This window comes from Spirosoma validum (assembly GCF_014699035.1).
Lineage (GTDB): Bacteria > Bacteroidota > Bacteroidia > Cytophagales > Spirosomataceae > Spirosoma > Spirosoma validum.
Map to the genome: position 1 here is coordinate 537385 of NZ_JACXAA010000002.1, position 16173 is coordinate 553557.

The 16173-nt window shown below is 49.8% G+C and carries 15 protein-coding genes; 4 read left to right on the forward strand and 11 right to left on the reverse strand.

The window, feature by feature from the left end:
• Positions 1 to 27 precede the first annotated feature (27 nt).
• The 3 genes from IC230_RS07135 (at position 28) to IC230_RS07145 (ending at position 2971) form a co-directional block, all read left to right on the forward strand.
• On the forward strand, positions 28 to 1038 hold the full coding sequence (locus IC230_RS07135) for a 3-hydroxyacyl-CoA dehydrogenase family protein (RefSeq protein WP_191038283.1): 1011 nt from the start codon (positions 28 to 30) through the stop codon (positions 1036 to 1038).
• Positions 1035 to 2129 (forward strand): dipeptidase, encoded by a 1095-nt coding sequence (locus IC230_RS07140; protein ID WP_191038284.1) that lies wholly within the window; start codon positions 1035 to 1037, stop codon positions 2127 to 2129. The genes IC230_RS07135 and IC230_RS07140 overlap by 4 nt, the downstream gene beginning before the upstream one ends.
• Positions 2130 to 2365: 236 nt before the next feature.
• Positions 2366 to 2971 carry an RNA polymerase sigma factor gene (locus IC230_RS07145; RefSeq protein ID WP_191038285.1) on the forward strand — a complete coding sequence of 202 codons (606 nt, stop codon included), beginning with the start codon at positions 2366 to 2368 and terminating at the stop codon, positions 2969 to 2971.
• A gap of 6 nt (positions 2972 to 2977) precedes the next feature.
• On the opposite strand, the gene IC230_RS07150 is transcribed toward IC230_RS07145, so the two are convergent.
• Entirely contained in the window at positions 2978 to 3892 is a 915-nt protein-coding gene (locus tag IC230_RS07150; RefSeq protein ID WP_191038286.1) for an SMP-30/gluconolactonase/LRE family protein, read from the reverse strand.
• A 247-nt stretch (positions 3893 to 4139) separates the two neighbouring features.
• Here IC230_RS07150 and IC230_RS07155 point away from each other — a divergent pair, with 247 nt between their 5' ends.
• Positions 4140 to 5237: a spore photoproduct lyase family protein gene (locus IC230_RS07155; protein WP_223860400.1), complete on the forward strand. Its 1098-nt coding sequence runs from the start codon at positions 4140 to 4142 to the stop codon at positions 5235 to 5237.
• A gap of 63 nt (positions 5238 to 5300) precedes the next feature.
• Here the strand turns inward: IC230_RS07155 and IC230_RS07160 are convergent, their stop codons facing one another.
• From IC230_RS07160 to IC230_RS07205, 10 genes are all read right to left on the reverse strand, one after another.
• Positions 5301 to 6410 (reverse strand): bile acid:sodium symporter family protein, encoded by a 1110-nt coding sequence (locus IC230_RS07160; protein WP_191038287.1) that lies wholly within the window; start codon positions 6408 to 6410, stop codon positions 5301 to 5303.
• Positions 6411 to 6547: 137 nt separating this feature from the next.
• Positions 6548 to 7825 carry an amidohydrolase/deacetylase family metallohydrolase gene (locus IC230_RS07165; RefSeq protein WP_191038288.1) on the reverse strand — a complete coding sequence of 426 codons (1278 nt, stop codon included), beginning with the start codon at positions 7823 to 7825 and terminating at the stop codon, positions 6548 to 6550.
• A gap of 17 nt (positions 7826 to 7842) precedes the next feature.
• A complete protein-coding gene (locus IC230_RS07170; RefSeq protein ID WP_191038289.1) occupies positions 7843 to 8136 on the reverse strand; it encodes a TIGR03643 family protein in 294 nt (97 codons plus the stop codon).
• Positions 8137 to 8243: 107 nt separating this feature from the next.
• Positions 8244 to 8744, reverse strand: a complete 501-nt coding sequence (locus IC230_RS07175; RefSeq protein ID WP_191038290.1) for a RidA family protein — start codon at positions 8742 to 8744, stop codon at positions 8244 to 8246.
• Between the two features lie 23 nt (positions 8745 to 8767).
• Positions 8768 to 10537: a PQQ-dependent sugar dehydrogenase gene (locus IC230_RS07180; RefSeq protein WP_191038291.1), complete on the reverse strand. Its 1770-nt coding sequence runs from the start codon at positions 10535 to 10537 to the stop codon at positions 8768 to 8770.
• A gap of 99 nt (positions 10538 to 10636) precedes the next feature.
• Positions 10637 to 11884, reverse strand: coding sequence for an amidohydrolase/deacetylase family metallohydrolase (locus IC230_RS07185; RefSeq protein WP_191038292.1), 1248 nt, complete (start codon positions 11882 to 11884; stop codon positions 10637 to 10639).
• Between the two features lie 129 nt (positions 11885 to 12013).
• Positions 12014 to 13225 carry an aminotransferase class V-fold PLP-dependent enzyme gene (locus IC230_RS07190; protein WP_191038293.1) on the reverse strand — a complete coding sequence of 404 codons (1212 nt, stop codon included), beginning with the start codon at positions 13223 to 13225 and terminating at the stop codon, positions 12014 to 12016.
• Positions 13226 to 13272: 47 nt separating this feature from the next.
• A complete protein-coding gene (locus tag IC230_RS07195) occupies positions 13273 to 14010 on the reverse strand; it encodes a carbohydrate-binding family 9-like protein (RefSeq protein WP_317171773.1) in 738 nt (245 codons plus the stop codon).
• A gap of 96 nt (positions 14011 to 14106) precedes the next feature.
• Positions 14107 to 14523, reverse strand: coding sequence for a RidA family protein (locus IC230_RS07200; protein ID WP_191038294.1), 417 nt, complete (start codon positions 14521 to 14523; stop codon positions 14107 to 14109).
• Positions 14524 to 14606: 83 nt separating this feature from the next.
• A complete protein-coding gene (locus tag IC230_RS07205) occupies positions 14607 to 16169 on the reverse strand; it encodes a SusD/RagB family nutrient-binding outer membrane lipoprotein (RefSeq protein ID WP_191038295.1) in 1563 nt (520 codons plus the stop codon).
• Between the last annotated feature and the right edge of the window lie 4 nt (positions 16170 to 16173).

The following is a 16173-nucleotide window of genomic DNA, read 5'->3' on the forward strand; positions in this document are numbered from 1 at the left end:
ACGTCGAACACTTTACTGAAACGCAAAATGAAGCATTCCGCAGATCCGGCGCAGATACCGGTTGGGGTAGTTGGTTTAGGGCTGATGGGATGCAGCATTGTTACGTGTCTGCTGATCGCCGGTCATCCAGTCGTGGCTATTGCGCCTATTCCATCTGATATGGAAACGGCTGAGCCACGGATCAAAGGCCATCTGGCGGGTGCGCTTCACGAAGGGTTAATTACACAATCAGCTGAAACGTATAGTGACCAGCTACGTATCACGGAAGAGTACGGTCTGCTGAAAGATTGCCGGCTTGTGATTGAGTGTACGCTCGAAAATATTGATATTAAAAGGGCCGTCTACGCGAAAATTGAAGCGGTTATCTCTCCCGACGCGCTTATTACCAGCAATACGTCGGCGATCCCCATCAGTCTGTTGCAGCGCGAAACGAAATTGCCCACCCGTTTTCTGGGGCTGCATTGGATGGAGCCTTCGCACACGACCCGATTTCTGGAGATTATCTGTGGTGATCTAAGCGATGTCCAGAAGGCTGAATGGCTTTATGACCTGTCGCATCAGTGGGGAAAAGAACCAATTCTGGTTCGGAAAGATATCCGGGGATTTATTACCAACCGGCTGATGTACGCCATGTATCGGGAGGCATTCAATCTGGTGGAAAATGGTTACGCAACGGTTGAAGACGTTGACCGGGCCTGCCGGAATAGTCCGGGTTACTGGATGACGCTGGTGGGCGTATTTCGCTGGATGGACCTGACGGGCGTACCGGCCTATCACACCGTTATGAAGGATTTATTTCCGACGTTGAGCAATCAGACGGACATGCCGAGACTGATTGACGACATTGTGAAGGAGGGCGGTAAGGGTGTATTGAACGCGAAGGGTTTTTATGACTACACACCCGAAGAAGCGCAGGAATGGCAGAAAACCTACGAAGAGTTTAGCTACGAAATCCGTAAACTAGCCCTGAAATACCCCGCCGACGTAGTGAAAACGAAACTAGCGCACAAGAACGACGAAGATCCCACATTCCAATGAGCCAGTCTGCCCCATTTATTATCGATGCCCATTTAGATATGTCGCTGAATGCGATCGAGTGGAATCGGGATTATCGATTATCGGCGCATCAGATTCGGGAGACAGAAGCCGAGATGAGCGATAAAATCGATCGGGCCAAAGGAACCGTATCGCTGCCCGATCTTCGGCGTGGGAACATTGGCTTGGTTGTAGCTACGCAGATTGCGCGCTTTAACCAGAGCAACGGAAACCTACCGGGCGCTGGCTGGAATTCGCCCGAACAGGCCTGGGCCATGACGCAGGCGCAACGGGCCTGGTATGAAGCCATGGAAGACGTGGGCGAAATGATTCAGATTCGAGACCGGGATGGGTTGGAAACCCATCTGGCGCTTTGGCTGGACGATACCAAACCAAACGATAAAAAGCCGGTAGGTTATATTCTGAGTCTGGAAGGGGCCGATTCAATCGTTAAGCTGTCCTATCTCGAAAAGGCGTATGGATATGGCTTGCGAGCCCTCGGACCTGCCCATTACAGCACCGGTCGTTACGCCCCCGGCACCGGTCTGAGTGGTCCACTTACAGCACAGGGACGCGAGCTGGTACGCGAGATGGATCGGCTGGGCATCATTCTGGACGTAACGCATTTGACCGACGAGGGTTTTACCGAAGCGCTGGCACTCTATAAAGGACCCGTTTGGGCCAGTCACCATAACTGCCGGACATTGGTACCGCATCAGCGACAATTAACTGACGATCAGATTCGGCAACTGACCGAGCGGGGCGCAGTGATCGGCGGCTGCTTCGACGCCTGGATGATGAAGCCCGGTTTTACGCAACGGACCAGTAATCCGGCCCATTTCGGTATTACGCTCGAAACGATCATTGATCATTATGACCATATCTGCCAATTGACCGGTAACAGTCACCATATTGCCATCGGCAGCGACCTCGACGGTACGTACGGAACCGAACAGTCGCCTACGGATCTGGATACGATTGCCGACCTGCAAAACCTGACAGGTTTATTAGCAAAACGCGGCTATTCGGAAGAGGACGTAGCGAATATTTTCTCTGGAAACTGGCTTCGGTTTCTACGTAGCGCCTGGAAATAAAGCTACAGGTACCACGGACTGAAGTCCGTTTTGTGGTTAAAAGAACGGACTTCAGTCCGTGGTACCTGCGCTGTGATAAGTTGGTTAGGCGTACCTGATTTTTTTTAGTCAAAACAAAAAATGCATTTTAAACAGTTTAAAGCGGAAATATTTGCGCAAATCGTCAATTACCAAATGATTATCTATGTTTTTGCGATTTTAACTATTATTTTACGCATTGATAGAACAAGCAGGTTTTGGATCTTCAACAGCGGCTTCACGAGGAGAACGATTACTTACTGAAACTCTGGCACAGAGCACAGGCCGGAGATAAGGACGCTTTTTGCCGATTAGCCGAGACACAGTATCGATCGCTGTTTACGTACGCAACTAATTTCACCAGCGACCGGGATTTTATTAAAGATTCGATCCAGGAAATCTTCATCCGAATCTGGGAACGGCGCACTACGTTAACAATTCAGGTCGTTTCAATTTATCTCTTCAAATCATTACGTAATCAGCTCTTACAGGAATTTCGTCGACCAACGCATGCTGTAGCGTCACTGTATAGCCAAGAGGTAAATGATTTGTCGGACTGGCAGACGATCGAGACCGAAATTGAACAGCACGAAGCCGATTCGGAAAGTGAGTATAAAGTCCGTCAAGCGATTCATACGCTTCCTAAACGCCAGCAGGAGGTTGTGTTCCTCAAATTTTACAAAGGTCTGGAAAACGAACAGATTGCCGAGCTAATGGAGATCAATCGCCAGTCGGTGGCTAATCTTCTCTTTCGGGCGCTTGGCTCACTTAAAAACCAGATGGCCTTCTTCCTGTACTGGCTGGCTACGTGTTTAATCATCTGAAAATCACTACTGCTGCATAGTCCATTCTCGACCGGGCGCATCGACACGGAAAGTTTCAATATTGCCCTGGTCCTGCAGCGTTACGTAGGCCGTACGTCCATCCTTCCCACCAAACGCAATGTTGCTGGGCTTTTTCCCAATCAACGTAATTTCCTGAATGAGTTTTCCGGTGGGCGATACTTTTGCGACGGTTCCTTTTCCGTGCCGGGTGATGTACAAATTACCTTTACTATCGCAGCGCATTCCATCCATACCGAAATCCGGGAATTCGATCAGGAGCCGTTTGTTACTGATGGTACCGCCCGCCGACAGATCGTAAGCCCATACTTTGCGCTGTATAGATTCATTGACGTAGAGGATTTTATTATCGGGGCTTACTTCAACACCATTTGTCGTTCCTACGTTTGCTTCTAGCTGCGTTATCTTTCCGTCGGTATCAATCCGCCAGAGATTGCCGGTATTGTTTTTCCAGTTGGGGTCACTGGCATAAAGCCGGTCTTTGCTGTCGATGGCAATGTCGTTGGGCTGGTTCATGCGGGGTTCGTTCGCAAAAATGGTTACCTCCTTACTGCCTTTCGCTATTTTTAGAATGTTGTGTTTCGGGTAATCGGCAATAAACATATCCCCCCGCTTGTTAAACCGAATGCCATTTCCAACGCTGCCAGCGGGTAATTCGATGAACAGACTGGCCTGGCCATCGGGCGTTACTTGTCCAATCGTCCCTTCTTTCGAAAAGTTGACTGCATACAATGTACCGGCTTTGTCGACTGCTGGACCTTCGGCGCCCGCTGTAAAACTTTTAGCGGGTGTAAACGCGCTGGACTTAAACAAATCATCGACAATAGGCGACCGAAAAGCGGCAAATCCTACCAATAATCCGGTGATGGGCAGCGCAAGCGTGAAAGAACTTCGACGTATCATGTAGTAATTATAGGATTGGTTAAAATGACCCGTACCTGGGCAGGTTTTGACATGGCAAGATAGCTATAATCAGTTAATTTAGCATTAACAGAAAAAGTGAAAGAAAAATAATAAATCACTGATAATCAATTAGTTGTGTAAAAGAATTAATTCAACTTTTCGAATTATAAACGAATGGGATGTGTTCTCTTAGTAAGTGAGTTCTCTTCAGTTTCAGACAGATAACGAAGGACTTGCTTACACCTTTATGTCTACTCAACAAGACTTATTTACTCCGACGTTACCTGAAAAACAATCCCTTCGTACGGGTGCCCGTTTGTGGCTTCCCAAACGAGTACTTTTCACGCCCGATGCCCTGGAGGAACCGTTCGGTCAACAAATTTATGAGCGTATCAGTCAACTGCATTTACCGATTGAAGTCCTGAAGAGCAATCGACTGACTGGTCTTCGTGGCGCCGACGAACGCGAAACGTATCGGAATGCTAAAAATACGCTGGCCGTTGTCAAGGCTCCGCCCGGCGCGTTTCGGTTGCAACCCATACCGCCTTCTGCGGACTGGCAAATGAATCTGGCTGAGGGTTGTCCTGCTCATTGTCAGTACTGTTACCTGGCGGGTAGTCTGCAGGGGCCACCCGTTACGCGGGTTTACGCCAATCTGCCTCAGATGTTGGCCAATACTGCTTCTTATGAACAGCCGGGTAAACTCACTACGTTTGAAGTAAGTTGCTACACGGATGTGATTGGTATTGAGCATCTCACAGGTAGTTTAGCCGAATGCATTCAGTATTTTGCCAGCCGTCCGGAAACTCAGTTGCGATTCGTGACTAAGTACAATCAGGTGGATTCACTACTCAATCTGTCGCATAACGGACGCACCCGAGCCCGTGTAAGTCTCAATGCTGAGCCTATCGTTCGTCGACTGGAAGGAGGAACGGCTTCTCTTGATGCCCGGATAAGAGCGTTACGTGAACTGGCTCTGCCGCGTGAGCAGGGCGGAGGTGCGTATCCAGTTGGGGTTGTGCTGGCTCCGATTATGCCGATTCCTGACTGGCGGACGTATTATACCGATCTACTCGATCGTTTAGCCATTGCGCTTGATTTCGACTGCGATCTGACGGTAGAGTTTATTACCCATCGATTCACGCCCGGTAGCAAGGACGTACTGATGGAATGGTATCCAAACACGAGTCTGGAGATGAACGAAGCGGACCGGGCGCAGAAACGGAATAAGTTTGGCGGAGTCAAATACGTATACGAGCCGGATGACATGAAGCGCCTGAAGGAGTTTTTTTACACCGAGTGGCGTAATCGATTTCCTAATGCCCCAATTATGTATTGGACGTAAACAAAACGAGCTTGACAGGAAGATGTCAAGCTCGTTTTGTTTTATGCGCTACGTCAACTGTGATTATACTTTATCAAGCATTACGTGCTCTGATTCAGGAATATCCTCTTTGGGCGGACGACGGTGCCACCAGGACGCCAGAATCGAACCCGTGATGTTCATGAGCGGACCGAAGACAGCGGGTGCCAGACCAACGGTAGCTACTTTACCCATCTGGTTGGCAAGTCCCGAGGCCAGTCCACCATTCTGCATGCCAACTTCGATGGCGATGGTTCGGCAGTCGCGCTCGCTCATTCGGAATAGTCGTCCTGACCAGTACCCCAGGAAGTAGCCGGACAGATTATGCAGCAGCACCAGGCCAATCAGTGAGGGGCCAATCGTCAATAATTTATCCCGGCCAGCGGCTGTAATGATGGTGATGATGAACCCAATCCCGAACATCGATACCAGGGGCATGGCTTCATCAAGCCATTTGGCTTTACCACTTAGAAACTTGTTGAACAACAGGCCAGCTCCAATCGGGATAATCACCATTTTGAAGATGTCCCACATCATATCCAGTACGTTGATGTCGACCAGCGCACCCGCGAAGAACTTCATGAGCATGGGCGTCACGAACGGGGCTAGCATGGTCGATATCGCCGTGATCGTAATCGAAAGCGCGAGGTTCGCTTTCGCCAGATAGGAGATTACGTTGGATGCCATACCATTCGGCGAACAGCCAATCAGAATAATACCAGCGGCTATTTCGGGCGGGAAACCGCTGATGCTGGCAATCGAATAACCGATGGTCGGCATGATGATGAAATGACTGACTACGCCAATCATTACGCCCTTCGGCATTTTAACGACCCCAACAAAATCCTCCATACTCATTGAGGTGCCCATCCCGAACATAATGATCTGGATTAGGGGGGTAATGAGTTTACTGAACTTAAAACCGTTTACTTCAACGAAATAAGAAGGGTAATATAGGGCAGTTGTGACAGCCGCGAAAATCATAACGGTGTACGCAAAACCTTTCAAGGCGTCGCTACGTCGAAAGGCAAGGGCAATAGCTAAAAAGAAAAGAATAAATAAAGGGCCAGCCTGTGCCAGATTGCCGGTAGCGGCCAGACCCAGTGCCACCACCAGGCTTACGGCGGCAACGCCCCAAAATACTTTAGACGTCATTTTCAAAAAGGATGGGTTTAGGGAAAAAGCGAGTAGTGAGTGCGTTCTACTTCCAATGGATAGGTATCACGGACTTTAGTCCGTAAACAGCGTTGTACGGACTAAAGTCCGTGATACCTATTGACCAACCGTGATACCTACGATCTTGGGCGTTGCGTAACGATAACCGGGTTGGCAATGCCATTCAGGTCATAAACAATCCGGCCTTTCCGAACCGTCATTTCACACTCCAGCTTTTGCTTGCCCTCGATCTTGTGGCCGGTATAATCGAAGAAGCCAAACATACCCGTATCGCGCACTTCGAATTTGCCTTCGTGTAAGTTCAGAATCGCTACGTCGGCCACGGATCCCACGGACAAACTACCCAATTCGGGACGCTTGATGGCCTGCGCCGGACTCCACGTACTGGCTTTAATGACGCTGGGTAGGTCCATGCCCATCGCTATGAACTTCGACATAACATTCAGCATGTCTTTCATGGCGTTGTTCATGCTCCCCGTATGAATGTCGGTGCTAATCGTGTTGGGGAAAAAGCCACTTTTAATGGCCGGAATCGCTTGCGAAAAGGCAAAACTGATGCCGCCGTAACCCACGTCGAAAATGATGCCTTTCTTTCTGGCTTCCAGAACAAAGGGTTTCATTTTGTTCGTCGTTACGTCGACAATGGCTTCCCGGGTTTTTAATTGCCCGAAGCAATGCGTAAAAATGTCGCCGGGACGGAGTCGTTTCAGAAATAAATCTTCAATGGACAGCGTAGGTGTACTGCCGCCGAAATCGATCATAACCGGTACGTTCGCCAGTTTGCCCGCTTCAACGGCCCGATCGGTAGGTGTCCAGTCGTATCCATTGAAATGCGCTAATTTGACACCGACAACCTGCTCGGGATATTTCTTCGCCATATCCGCTGTTTTCTGGGCGTCCATATCGGCAATGTTCTGTTCAAACGTACCGCCCCGCATGCCACTCCCAACGATATTGAGCAGAGCCAGTACGCGGGTTTGCGACAGGTCGATGGTTTGTTTTTTGAACGTTTCGAAATCACGCCAGCCTGAGCATCCTGCATCCACAATGGTCGTTACGCCGTTTCGGAACGTAAAACCGTCGGGCGGAAGAGCGTTTGGACCATTGCTGTACGTCTGATCCAGATTTGTTCCGAAGAAAACATGGGTATGCATGTCAATCAGGCCGGGCGTTACGTAAAGTCCCTTCGCATCGACCGTCTGGGTAGCGCCTTTCGCATCGATGTTTTTGGCAACCTGAACAATCTTACCATCGCTGATGGCGACGTCCATAATGCCATTGATGTTATTTTTGGGGTCAATGACGTGCCCGCCTTTGATGACAATGCTATACGGCTGCGCAACAACCGAATAGCTTAAACTGATAAGGAAGAGGAATGTAAAAAACGTTCGCATACAGTAGCGTTGGTCAATTAACGTTTGGTAAGCTTGTTATGGGTTACCGCCCGTTGCTGATTCGACTTAAACCTGGCGTCGTTAACGGCGGATAGGGCAGCATGTTTTGTGGCTCGGCCCTGAACGCGTGCCCGCCACATACGCCACGAGGATGGCTTCATCTGCTGACGCATTACGTCAATTACGTCTTGCTCCGACAGATTAAACTGCGCCTGAATGGCGTCAAAAGGGGTCCGGTCTTCCCAGGCCATTTCGACAATACGATCTAATTCGGCCTCAGTAAGGGCGGTAACGGCTACGGATTTTTTCATACTAGTACAACGAGCTAAACCGGTAAACAGTTACTGAATCTGTTGCTGTCTTAGCTCATTGTTGACCGTAGTCTCAGACTACGGCCAACCCAGCAGCGTACATGGCACTAGATATACGCGATGCAATCCATTTCAACCAGCGAATCACCCGGCACACCGCCATAAACGGCGACCGTGGTACGTACTGGTGGTTTGCTGCCAAAACGACCTTTGTATACTTCGTTCATCCCTTTGTAGTCGTTCAGGTCGTGCAGGAAAACGTTCACTTTCAGGACTTTCTCCATAGACGAGCCCGCTTTGATCAGTTCCTTCTCCAGCTCTTTGAGTACTTCATCCGTATGGACTTTGATATCGCCTTCTTTGTGATAGCCTTTGCCGGCAACAAAGACCATATTGCCCAGCTTTGTCGAGCCGGAGAAGAGCGGTACGTCCTGGTGATTAACCACATTAAAGACTTCTTTCTCCGCCACAGCTTCTACAGCGGGCTCAGTAACAGTATCCACTGCGGCAGTATCCACAGTGGCAGCTTTACTGGCAGCACTCAGGCCAACTACACCAGCAGCAGAGGCAAAAAGACGTTTTAAGATGGAACGGCGTTCGGTTTTCATACGATAATCAACGAGTTAAAAAGTTATTTTTTACGTTTAGCGGGGGCTGTTGATTTGGGATTTAAAGCCACTCGAACCTCATTCACTTCGGCTGTCGTTACGGCATCAGCCGTATTGCCAAAATGGGTCCGGATGTGAGTAAGCACTTCGGCAATGTCTTCATTTTTAAGAAAACTATGCTGGGGCATTGCGTTGTTGTACGACTGTCCTTTCACTTCGATTGGGCCTTCCAGGCCTTGCAGAAGTACGGTGATGAGCTTTTTTTTGTCGCCCAGTACCCATTCGGAATCGGCCAGGGGCGGGAACCGTTGCGAGTCGCCCATGCCGTTACGCTGGTGGCAGGCCGAGCAGTATACGCTGTAGACTTTGCTGCCAACGATTGGTTTACCCCGGTCCAGATCATCCTTAATTTTGTCTGGATTGCGGATGTTCGACATTGTTTTCCGCTTCTCCATCTGCGCTAGCTGGGTCGTTCCGAAGTTCGTTTTGCTGCCTTTATACGTAACGCGCCAGATTTTTCCTTTCTCGGTCTCGGATAAATACAACGAGCCATCGGGCCCCATAGCAATGCCCATCGGACGATAAACGGCGTCGCTCACGTTAGCAACCGGGTCAACTCCGGCAAAACCATCGGCAAAAACTTCCCAGTCCGAAGCAATCGCACCACTTTTTGCAGACATGAATCCGATAAAATAACCCGCCTGCGGATAGGGCGCCCGGTTGGTTGATCCGTGAAAAGCGATAAACGCCCCGTTTTTGTACCGATCCGGAAAGCTATTTCCCTGGTAAAATAGCATGTCGTTTGGTGCCCAGTGAGCCGGGAAACCAATCAGGGGTTTTTCGCATTTGTCGCAGCGGCCCACCGTTTTTCCGTCACCGCCGTATTCAGGATTGAGCAATTTTTTGCCTTGTACCTGATCATAGTAGCAATAGGGCCAGCCGCCGTCCATGCCCTCTTTTACTTTGAAAAGCTCTTCGGCAGGCAGTACAGCGCTTTCCCAGGGACTGTATTTTTCGGCCCACAGCATCAGAAAGTCGTCACGACCATGCTGGAGAGCGTATAGACTATTATCGGCAAAGTTCCAGTCCATACCCACCACACTGCGGAGACCCGTAGCGTACCGACGGCCATCTTTCTGAGTCTGATTCGTTTTGTTGGCATCAAATTGCCAGATACCACCGTGATCTTCCAGCATGGGACACGGATCGATACCAGCCATATCAGGTGTTCGATTTTTAGGTTGGCAGCAGTTGGAGGGTGCGCCAAACGCTACGTACATGTGGCCGGCTTTGTCGAACGTAATGGGCTTGGCAATGTGTTCGTGCATGCCGTGCGGATGATCGTCGGCCATAACCACTTCCATTGGGCTACTGGGGACCAATTCGCCGGGTTTCAGTTTGTAACGGTACACATACAGCTCGGAACTGAAATACAGATAGCCGTTGTAAATTCGCATGGCTGTACCGTACGCCCGTTCGCGGGCTAGTCCACCAAATCGTTTGATGACATCGGCCCGACCGTCGCCATTGGTGTCGCGAAGGGCTATTACGGACTCGTCTTTATCACGGGCGAAGCGGGCTTTTACGTAAATATCGCCGTTTTCATTAATCGCAATATGCCGGGCCCGACCGGGAAGGCTATCGATCACCACCGTGGCTTCAAAGCCTTCGGGTAAAAAAAGGCCACCGTTCTCGGCTGTCTGAACGGGTAAACCGTTTCTCGATTCCCGTTGCGTAAAGCCCACAATAACTAATAGTGACAGAATAAATCCTTTAACGTAACGCTTTGACATAGGGGGATATATAAACTGAGGTGGTCAATATATTTTACATAAGGTACCCCGGACTTCAGTCCGTTATTGGTTTTACGGACTGAAGTCCGGGGTACCTTACTAATTACTTGTCATTGGGCTGACAATACCATTCAGGTCATACACGATTTTTCCGCCTTTGATGGTCATTTCACATTCAAATTTCTGTTTGCCCATCATTTTATAGCCCGTCTTATCGTAAAAGCCGAAATTGCCCTGACGCATACTCAAAATCGCTACGTCGGCAATGGCACCTACTGACAGATGACCTAAATTCTCGCGCTTGATAACTTGAGCGGGTGTCCAGGTGCTGGCTTTAATGACGCTGGGAATGTCTTCGCCCATCGCTACGAACTTCGACATGATGCTTAGCATATCTTTCATTGAGCCGTTCATGCTTCCGGTATGCAGATCCGTACTGATCGTTGTCGGGTAAAATTTTGCTTTTATCGCCGGAATTGCCTGCGAATAATTGAAGCTGGCACCACCGTAACCGACATCGAAGACAATACCTTTTTTACGCGCTTCCCAGACAAACGGTTTTACCGTTTTAGTCGCTTCATCAACAATAGTTTCCCGAACGTTACCGGGCAGCAGCGTATAGGCATGTGTGTAAATGTCGCCTGCCCGGAGATGTTTCAGAAACAAATCTTCAAGCGGCAGCGGGGGCGTACTGCCGCCAAAATCAATGATGACGGGCATGTTCGCTAGTTTCCCGGCCGCTACGGCCTGATCGACGGGAGCCCAGCTTGGTCCCTGAAAGTGAGCTACTTTAAACCCGACTACGTCGTTTTTGTTATCCAGCGCAGCTTTGGCTGCCTGCTTGGGGTCCATATCGGTAGTATCCTGCTCATATTTGCCGCCCCGCATGCCTTCGCCTACGATGTTGAGAAACGAAAGTACCCGCGTTTTCGACGTCAGAATAATGTTCTGTTTGAATGTATCGAATGATTTCCAGCCCGCGCCCCCCGCGTCGACAATCGTCGTCACGCCCACGCGAAACGTAAAGCCGTCGGGTGAAACAGCGGTTAAGCCGTTGCTTAAGTAGTGATTCGGTTCGGTTCCGTAAAATACGTGTCCGTGAATGTCGATCAGTCCCGGCGTTACGTACATGCCCTTGGCATCGACAACCTGCCGGGCCAGTTTCGCGTCAATCGATTTGGCTACTGCTGTAACCTTCCCGTCCGTAATCGCAACATCCATCAGGGCATCAATGTTGTTCTTTGGGTCAATCAACCGCCCACCTTTAATGAGGAGGGTATATTGTTGAGCGCTAGCGATGAAACTGAGCGGAAACGCTAAAAATAAAATAAGGTAAATCGTTTTCATAGAAGGCTGGTTCTTTCATGTCAGGTATTGCGGTCTTCAGCCCGCGTAGCCGCAGGCTAAGTTGTAACTGCATTTCTTAGTCCGGGGCACGTTAGCCTGCGGCTATGCGGGCTGAAGACCCGCGATACCTTACACCGACGCTTTGGTCAACTCTTCTTTCAAGCGCGTGGCTACGATTTTCTCCTCACCGGGTTTCAGCATCCAGGCCGTCATGCTGATGCCCATGGGTTCGCCAACAACTTCGATGGATGGGTTGCCGTTACGTAGAGCTTCCTGCAACGCTTTCGGCGCCAGTTTGGTCGTATCCCACGTAACGCGCATAGTGGGGGTATGGTTACCTAACGCCGGTGCAAATGTTTCGACCGTTACGCCTTTGACACTTTTGGCCGCGTCGGTAATGTGTTTGGCACGGTCTTCCAGCATTTTCCAGTCTTTATCCTGATCGCGAGCCACGAATTTTTCCAGCGCTACGTACATCCCCAGAATTTCCTCTTTGTTGATCTTCATGCCGCGCCCGAGGGTCGAACCACGCGGTGGCATACTGAGCCGGGCTGCATCGATGTATTTTTTCTTACCCATCAGCAAGCCCGCACTTTGGGGACCGCGCATGGCTTTACCACCCGATACGCAAACCAGATCGAAACCCATGTCGTTGAATTTCCAGAGGTTTTCGACCGGCGGTACGTCGGCGGCAATGTCGATCATGGTTGGGATGTTATGTTTCTTACCCAAATCGACCCACTGCTGGTGGGTAATCTGGCCTTTGTCGGACTGAATGTTCAGGAACCAGAGCAGCGCCGTTTTATCGTTGATCGCTTTTTCGACATCTTCGATCGTTTCGACCTGAATGATTTTGCAGCCGGTGTTGGTCAGGGCGTGCGAATAGCCAATGTTATGTGCTTTTTGAGCAATAACTTCCGACTTCATGCCGGTACCTTCCAGATGCGGCAGGGCTTCTACCTTTTTCTGATCCATGCCGGTCAGAACCCCAGCTAGACCAAGCGTCATGGCTGAAAAACAACCCGCCGAAACAACGGCTGATTCGGCGTGGGTGATGGCCGCAATTTTCTCGCCGACTTTTGTCTGTACGTCATCCAGCATCATAAATTCTTTGGAAGAAGCCAGGATCGTATTTACTACGTCTTCTTCCATAAGTGACCCCGTCATGGCGGTATAGGTACCAGCGGCATTGATGAAGGTACGGATTCCCAGTTCTTTTACTAAGTTTCGGGGAGCAAGGGGAGCCGCCAGAGCAGCGGTCAATGGGGCACTGCCGCCAAATAGGCCACCAACCAGTGGCATGGCCGATAAGTGCTTGAGTAAACTTCTTCGATTAAGCATGATCGTTTATCAGTTAAAGTGGTTGGGACTAGAGTGGTTTTGTTGTATTACTCGAAAACGAGCGTTCCGTACCTCTTGAATTCATGAAAACTACCGCTCGTTTTTTTCCAGGACCAGGTTTGATACCCCTGGTCATAATCGATCCGGTAGAGGTTTCCGCGCCATTTTGTGCCAGACGTTGGAATCGCCGGAACAATGGGGCTCAGTAACCGGTACGGAATGAAAAACTCGGCTGTCCAGCCGTTAATAGCCGAATGACTCATTTTTTCTCCGCCTTGTATGCTTGTGGCGTGTTGGGTTTTGTTGTTTGCCCGGTAATTCCAGGGTTTCCAGCCCTGTGCTTTTCCGTTGATGTTAGGTACGAGAATGGGTAACTCAAAATTCAACGGCGATACTTCGTATTCAAAATAGATCGGTACCGCCGGATCGGGCCACAGAAACACTTCCACTACGTCTTCTTTGAACAGGGAGCCGAAATCTTCCTGAATGGTAGCGGTCAGTTTCTGGTCATCGCACTGGAACAGGAAATACATGCCCGTACCCGAATACAGCACTTTGGTTTTAGTGCCCAGCGGCCGGTTTGCCGATTCCTGGACAGTGATGGGCACCCAATTGGTTTTGCTCCAATTGGCGTGATCGCCTATTCCGCTGACCTGAAAATCATCGGTTTTTTTGATGAGATACTGCGTTGAATCACTCTGCTGCGCATAGCCAACCCGGTAGAGTGTCAGTAAAACAGCAAAAGAGAGAATGATACGTCTAAACGTTTTTACGCAGAGATACACTGAGCAAAAAGATAGACACAGAGGTTTTCTCCGTGAATCTCTGCGTAGTTTTTGTGAATCTTTGTGTAACAATTTTAAAAAACAGGAAAGGATTAATCAGATATACGCAATACAATCCATTTCAACCAACGATCCATTCGGAATGCCGGCGCGTGGCGAAACCGTCGTCCGAACGGGTGGTTTTGGGCCAAAGCGTCCTTTGTACACCTCGTTCATAGCTTTGTAATCGTTGATGTCGTGCAGATAAACGTTCACTTTCAGTACTTTCTGCATCGATGAACCGACCTTGACCAGCATTTTCTCCATCTCTGTTAAAATGTGGTCGGCATGCGCCCGGGCATCTCCCTCGAAATGCGCACCGATCCCCTGCACAAACAACAGATTGCCCTGCCGGGTGATGCCCGAGTAAAGCGGAACGTCCTGGCTGGACTCCTGCATGTTATGAGAAGAATCGGTTATGCGGGTAATCGGACTGAAGAAACGTTTTAGCAGTGATCGGCGGGGCGCTTTCATTACGTAGTAAAGGTTAATCGGTATGGCTTTCAGTTTGTGGTAGACTTACCTCGTAAATCACAAACTGAAAGCCATATACTCATTTATTTATCCCACCAAACAACACTCGAAAGCGTGTTGATGCCGCCCTGGCGGGTACGCGCTTCAATGAAATTGGTTTTATTGTACGTTTCTTCCGAATCCGGAATCACGAAGCGGGTTGGAATCTTACCGCCGGTGAGGTTGCCTGGATACTGCGTTGGCGTAAGAGTCGGATAGCCTGTACGTCTCCAGTTTGAGAAGATTTCATACTCGTCTTCCAGGAATAGTGAAACCCACTTTTGCGTCTGGATCTGCTCCATTTGCTGCGCTACGGTGCCGCTCGTTCTGTATGGATTTACCGTCAGGTAAGCGTTGATCTTTGCGTCAGAGATAGTGCCACCCGTTCCGAACAAGGCCCATTGCCGCATATTCGCCCGTACAGCGTTGGTGTAGGCTGTCGCAGCCGTCGTTCCACTGGCCCAACCTCGGACAGAGGCTTCTGCCAGCAGGAGATTGGTTTCCGAATTACCCAACACAATCAGCGGGGCGCTGTATCTGAGCAGCGTATTGGGGTTTGGCTCAGAAAACGAGTTGAAGTTGGCAGGCAAATTGTTGTAAGCCGCGTTCTGCATACCGCTTTGCAGGGCCGTCGTGGTATCGGCCGTGAACGTTTTGTTGTCGGTCGTTGTCCAGACAATCGAAATGACGTTCAGACGTGGATCTTTCGTGTTTTTCAAATAATCGATAAACGTCTTGGCATACTTGCCGCCCTCAACGTTGTCGCCACCGGGGGTGATGTAGTCCGTACTGAGTAAACCGGCAGCAATAAAGTTTCGGCTGGCAGTTTGAGAACCATCGACATAAGCAATCACGGCGCGATCGGCATCGTCCAGAATAACGCCACCAGCGATGGCCTTTTCTACCCAGGTTTTAGCCGTAGCAGGATCCACTTCAGTCAGGCGCATGCCCAAACGTAGCATCAGCGTATACGCAAACTTCTTCCACTTTGTTACGTCGCCACTGTACATCAGATCGGCGGTTCCGAACGTAGTTTTCGTCGCATCGAACGCCTTGATGGACTCATCCAGCTCTTTCAGCAGATCGGCATAGATAGCCTGTTGCGTATCGTATTTCGGACCGTAGTTTTTATCGGAAAGTGCTTTGCCGGCGTCGAAATATGGAATGTCGCCGTACATATCCGTCAGGCGATGGAAAATATACGCTTTCCAGATCCGGGCTGCCGAAAGTAAGTTGACGTTAGCCGGGTTAGTGGAAACCGCGTCGATTACCTGCCGAATCGAAATCACAGCACCCTGGCCAGCACCCGTTCCGGCATAAGCATTCCAGTTGCCAGTCGAATAGCTGTAGTTGAAGTATTTATCGCCAGCTGCCGGAACCTCTTTATACGTAGCAAACTGCTGCATCGATTGACCGATGGTCAGGTAGGCCGCGCCCGTAAAGTTGGTGCTTACGCCGTCGAGTTGAGCCCGCGTAAACAGGTAGCCAGGAACAACTTCGGAGTATTTGTTGGGGTCCACGTTCATTTCCTCGAACCCTTTGTCGCAGGACGACAACAGCAGGAAGAACGGAGCCGCACAGAGTATTTTTTGAATCAGACGTTTCATTGTC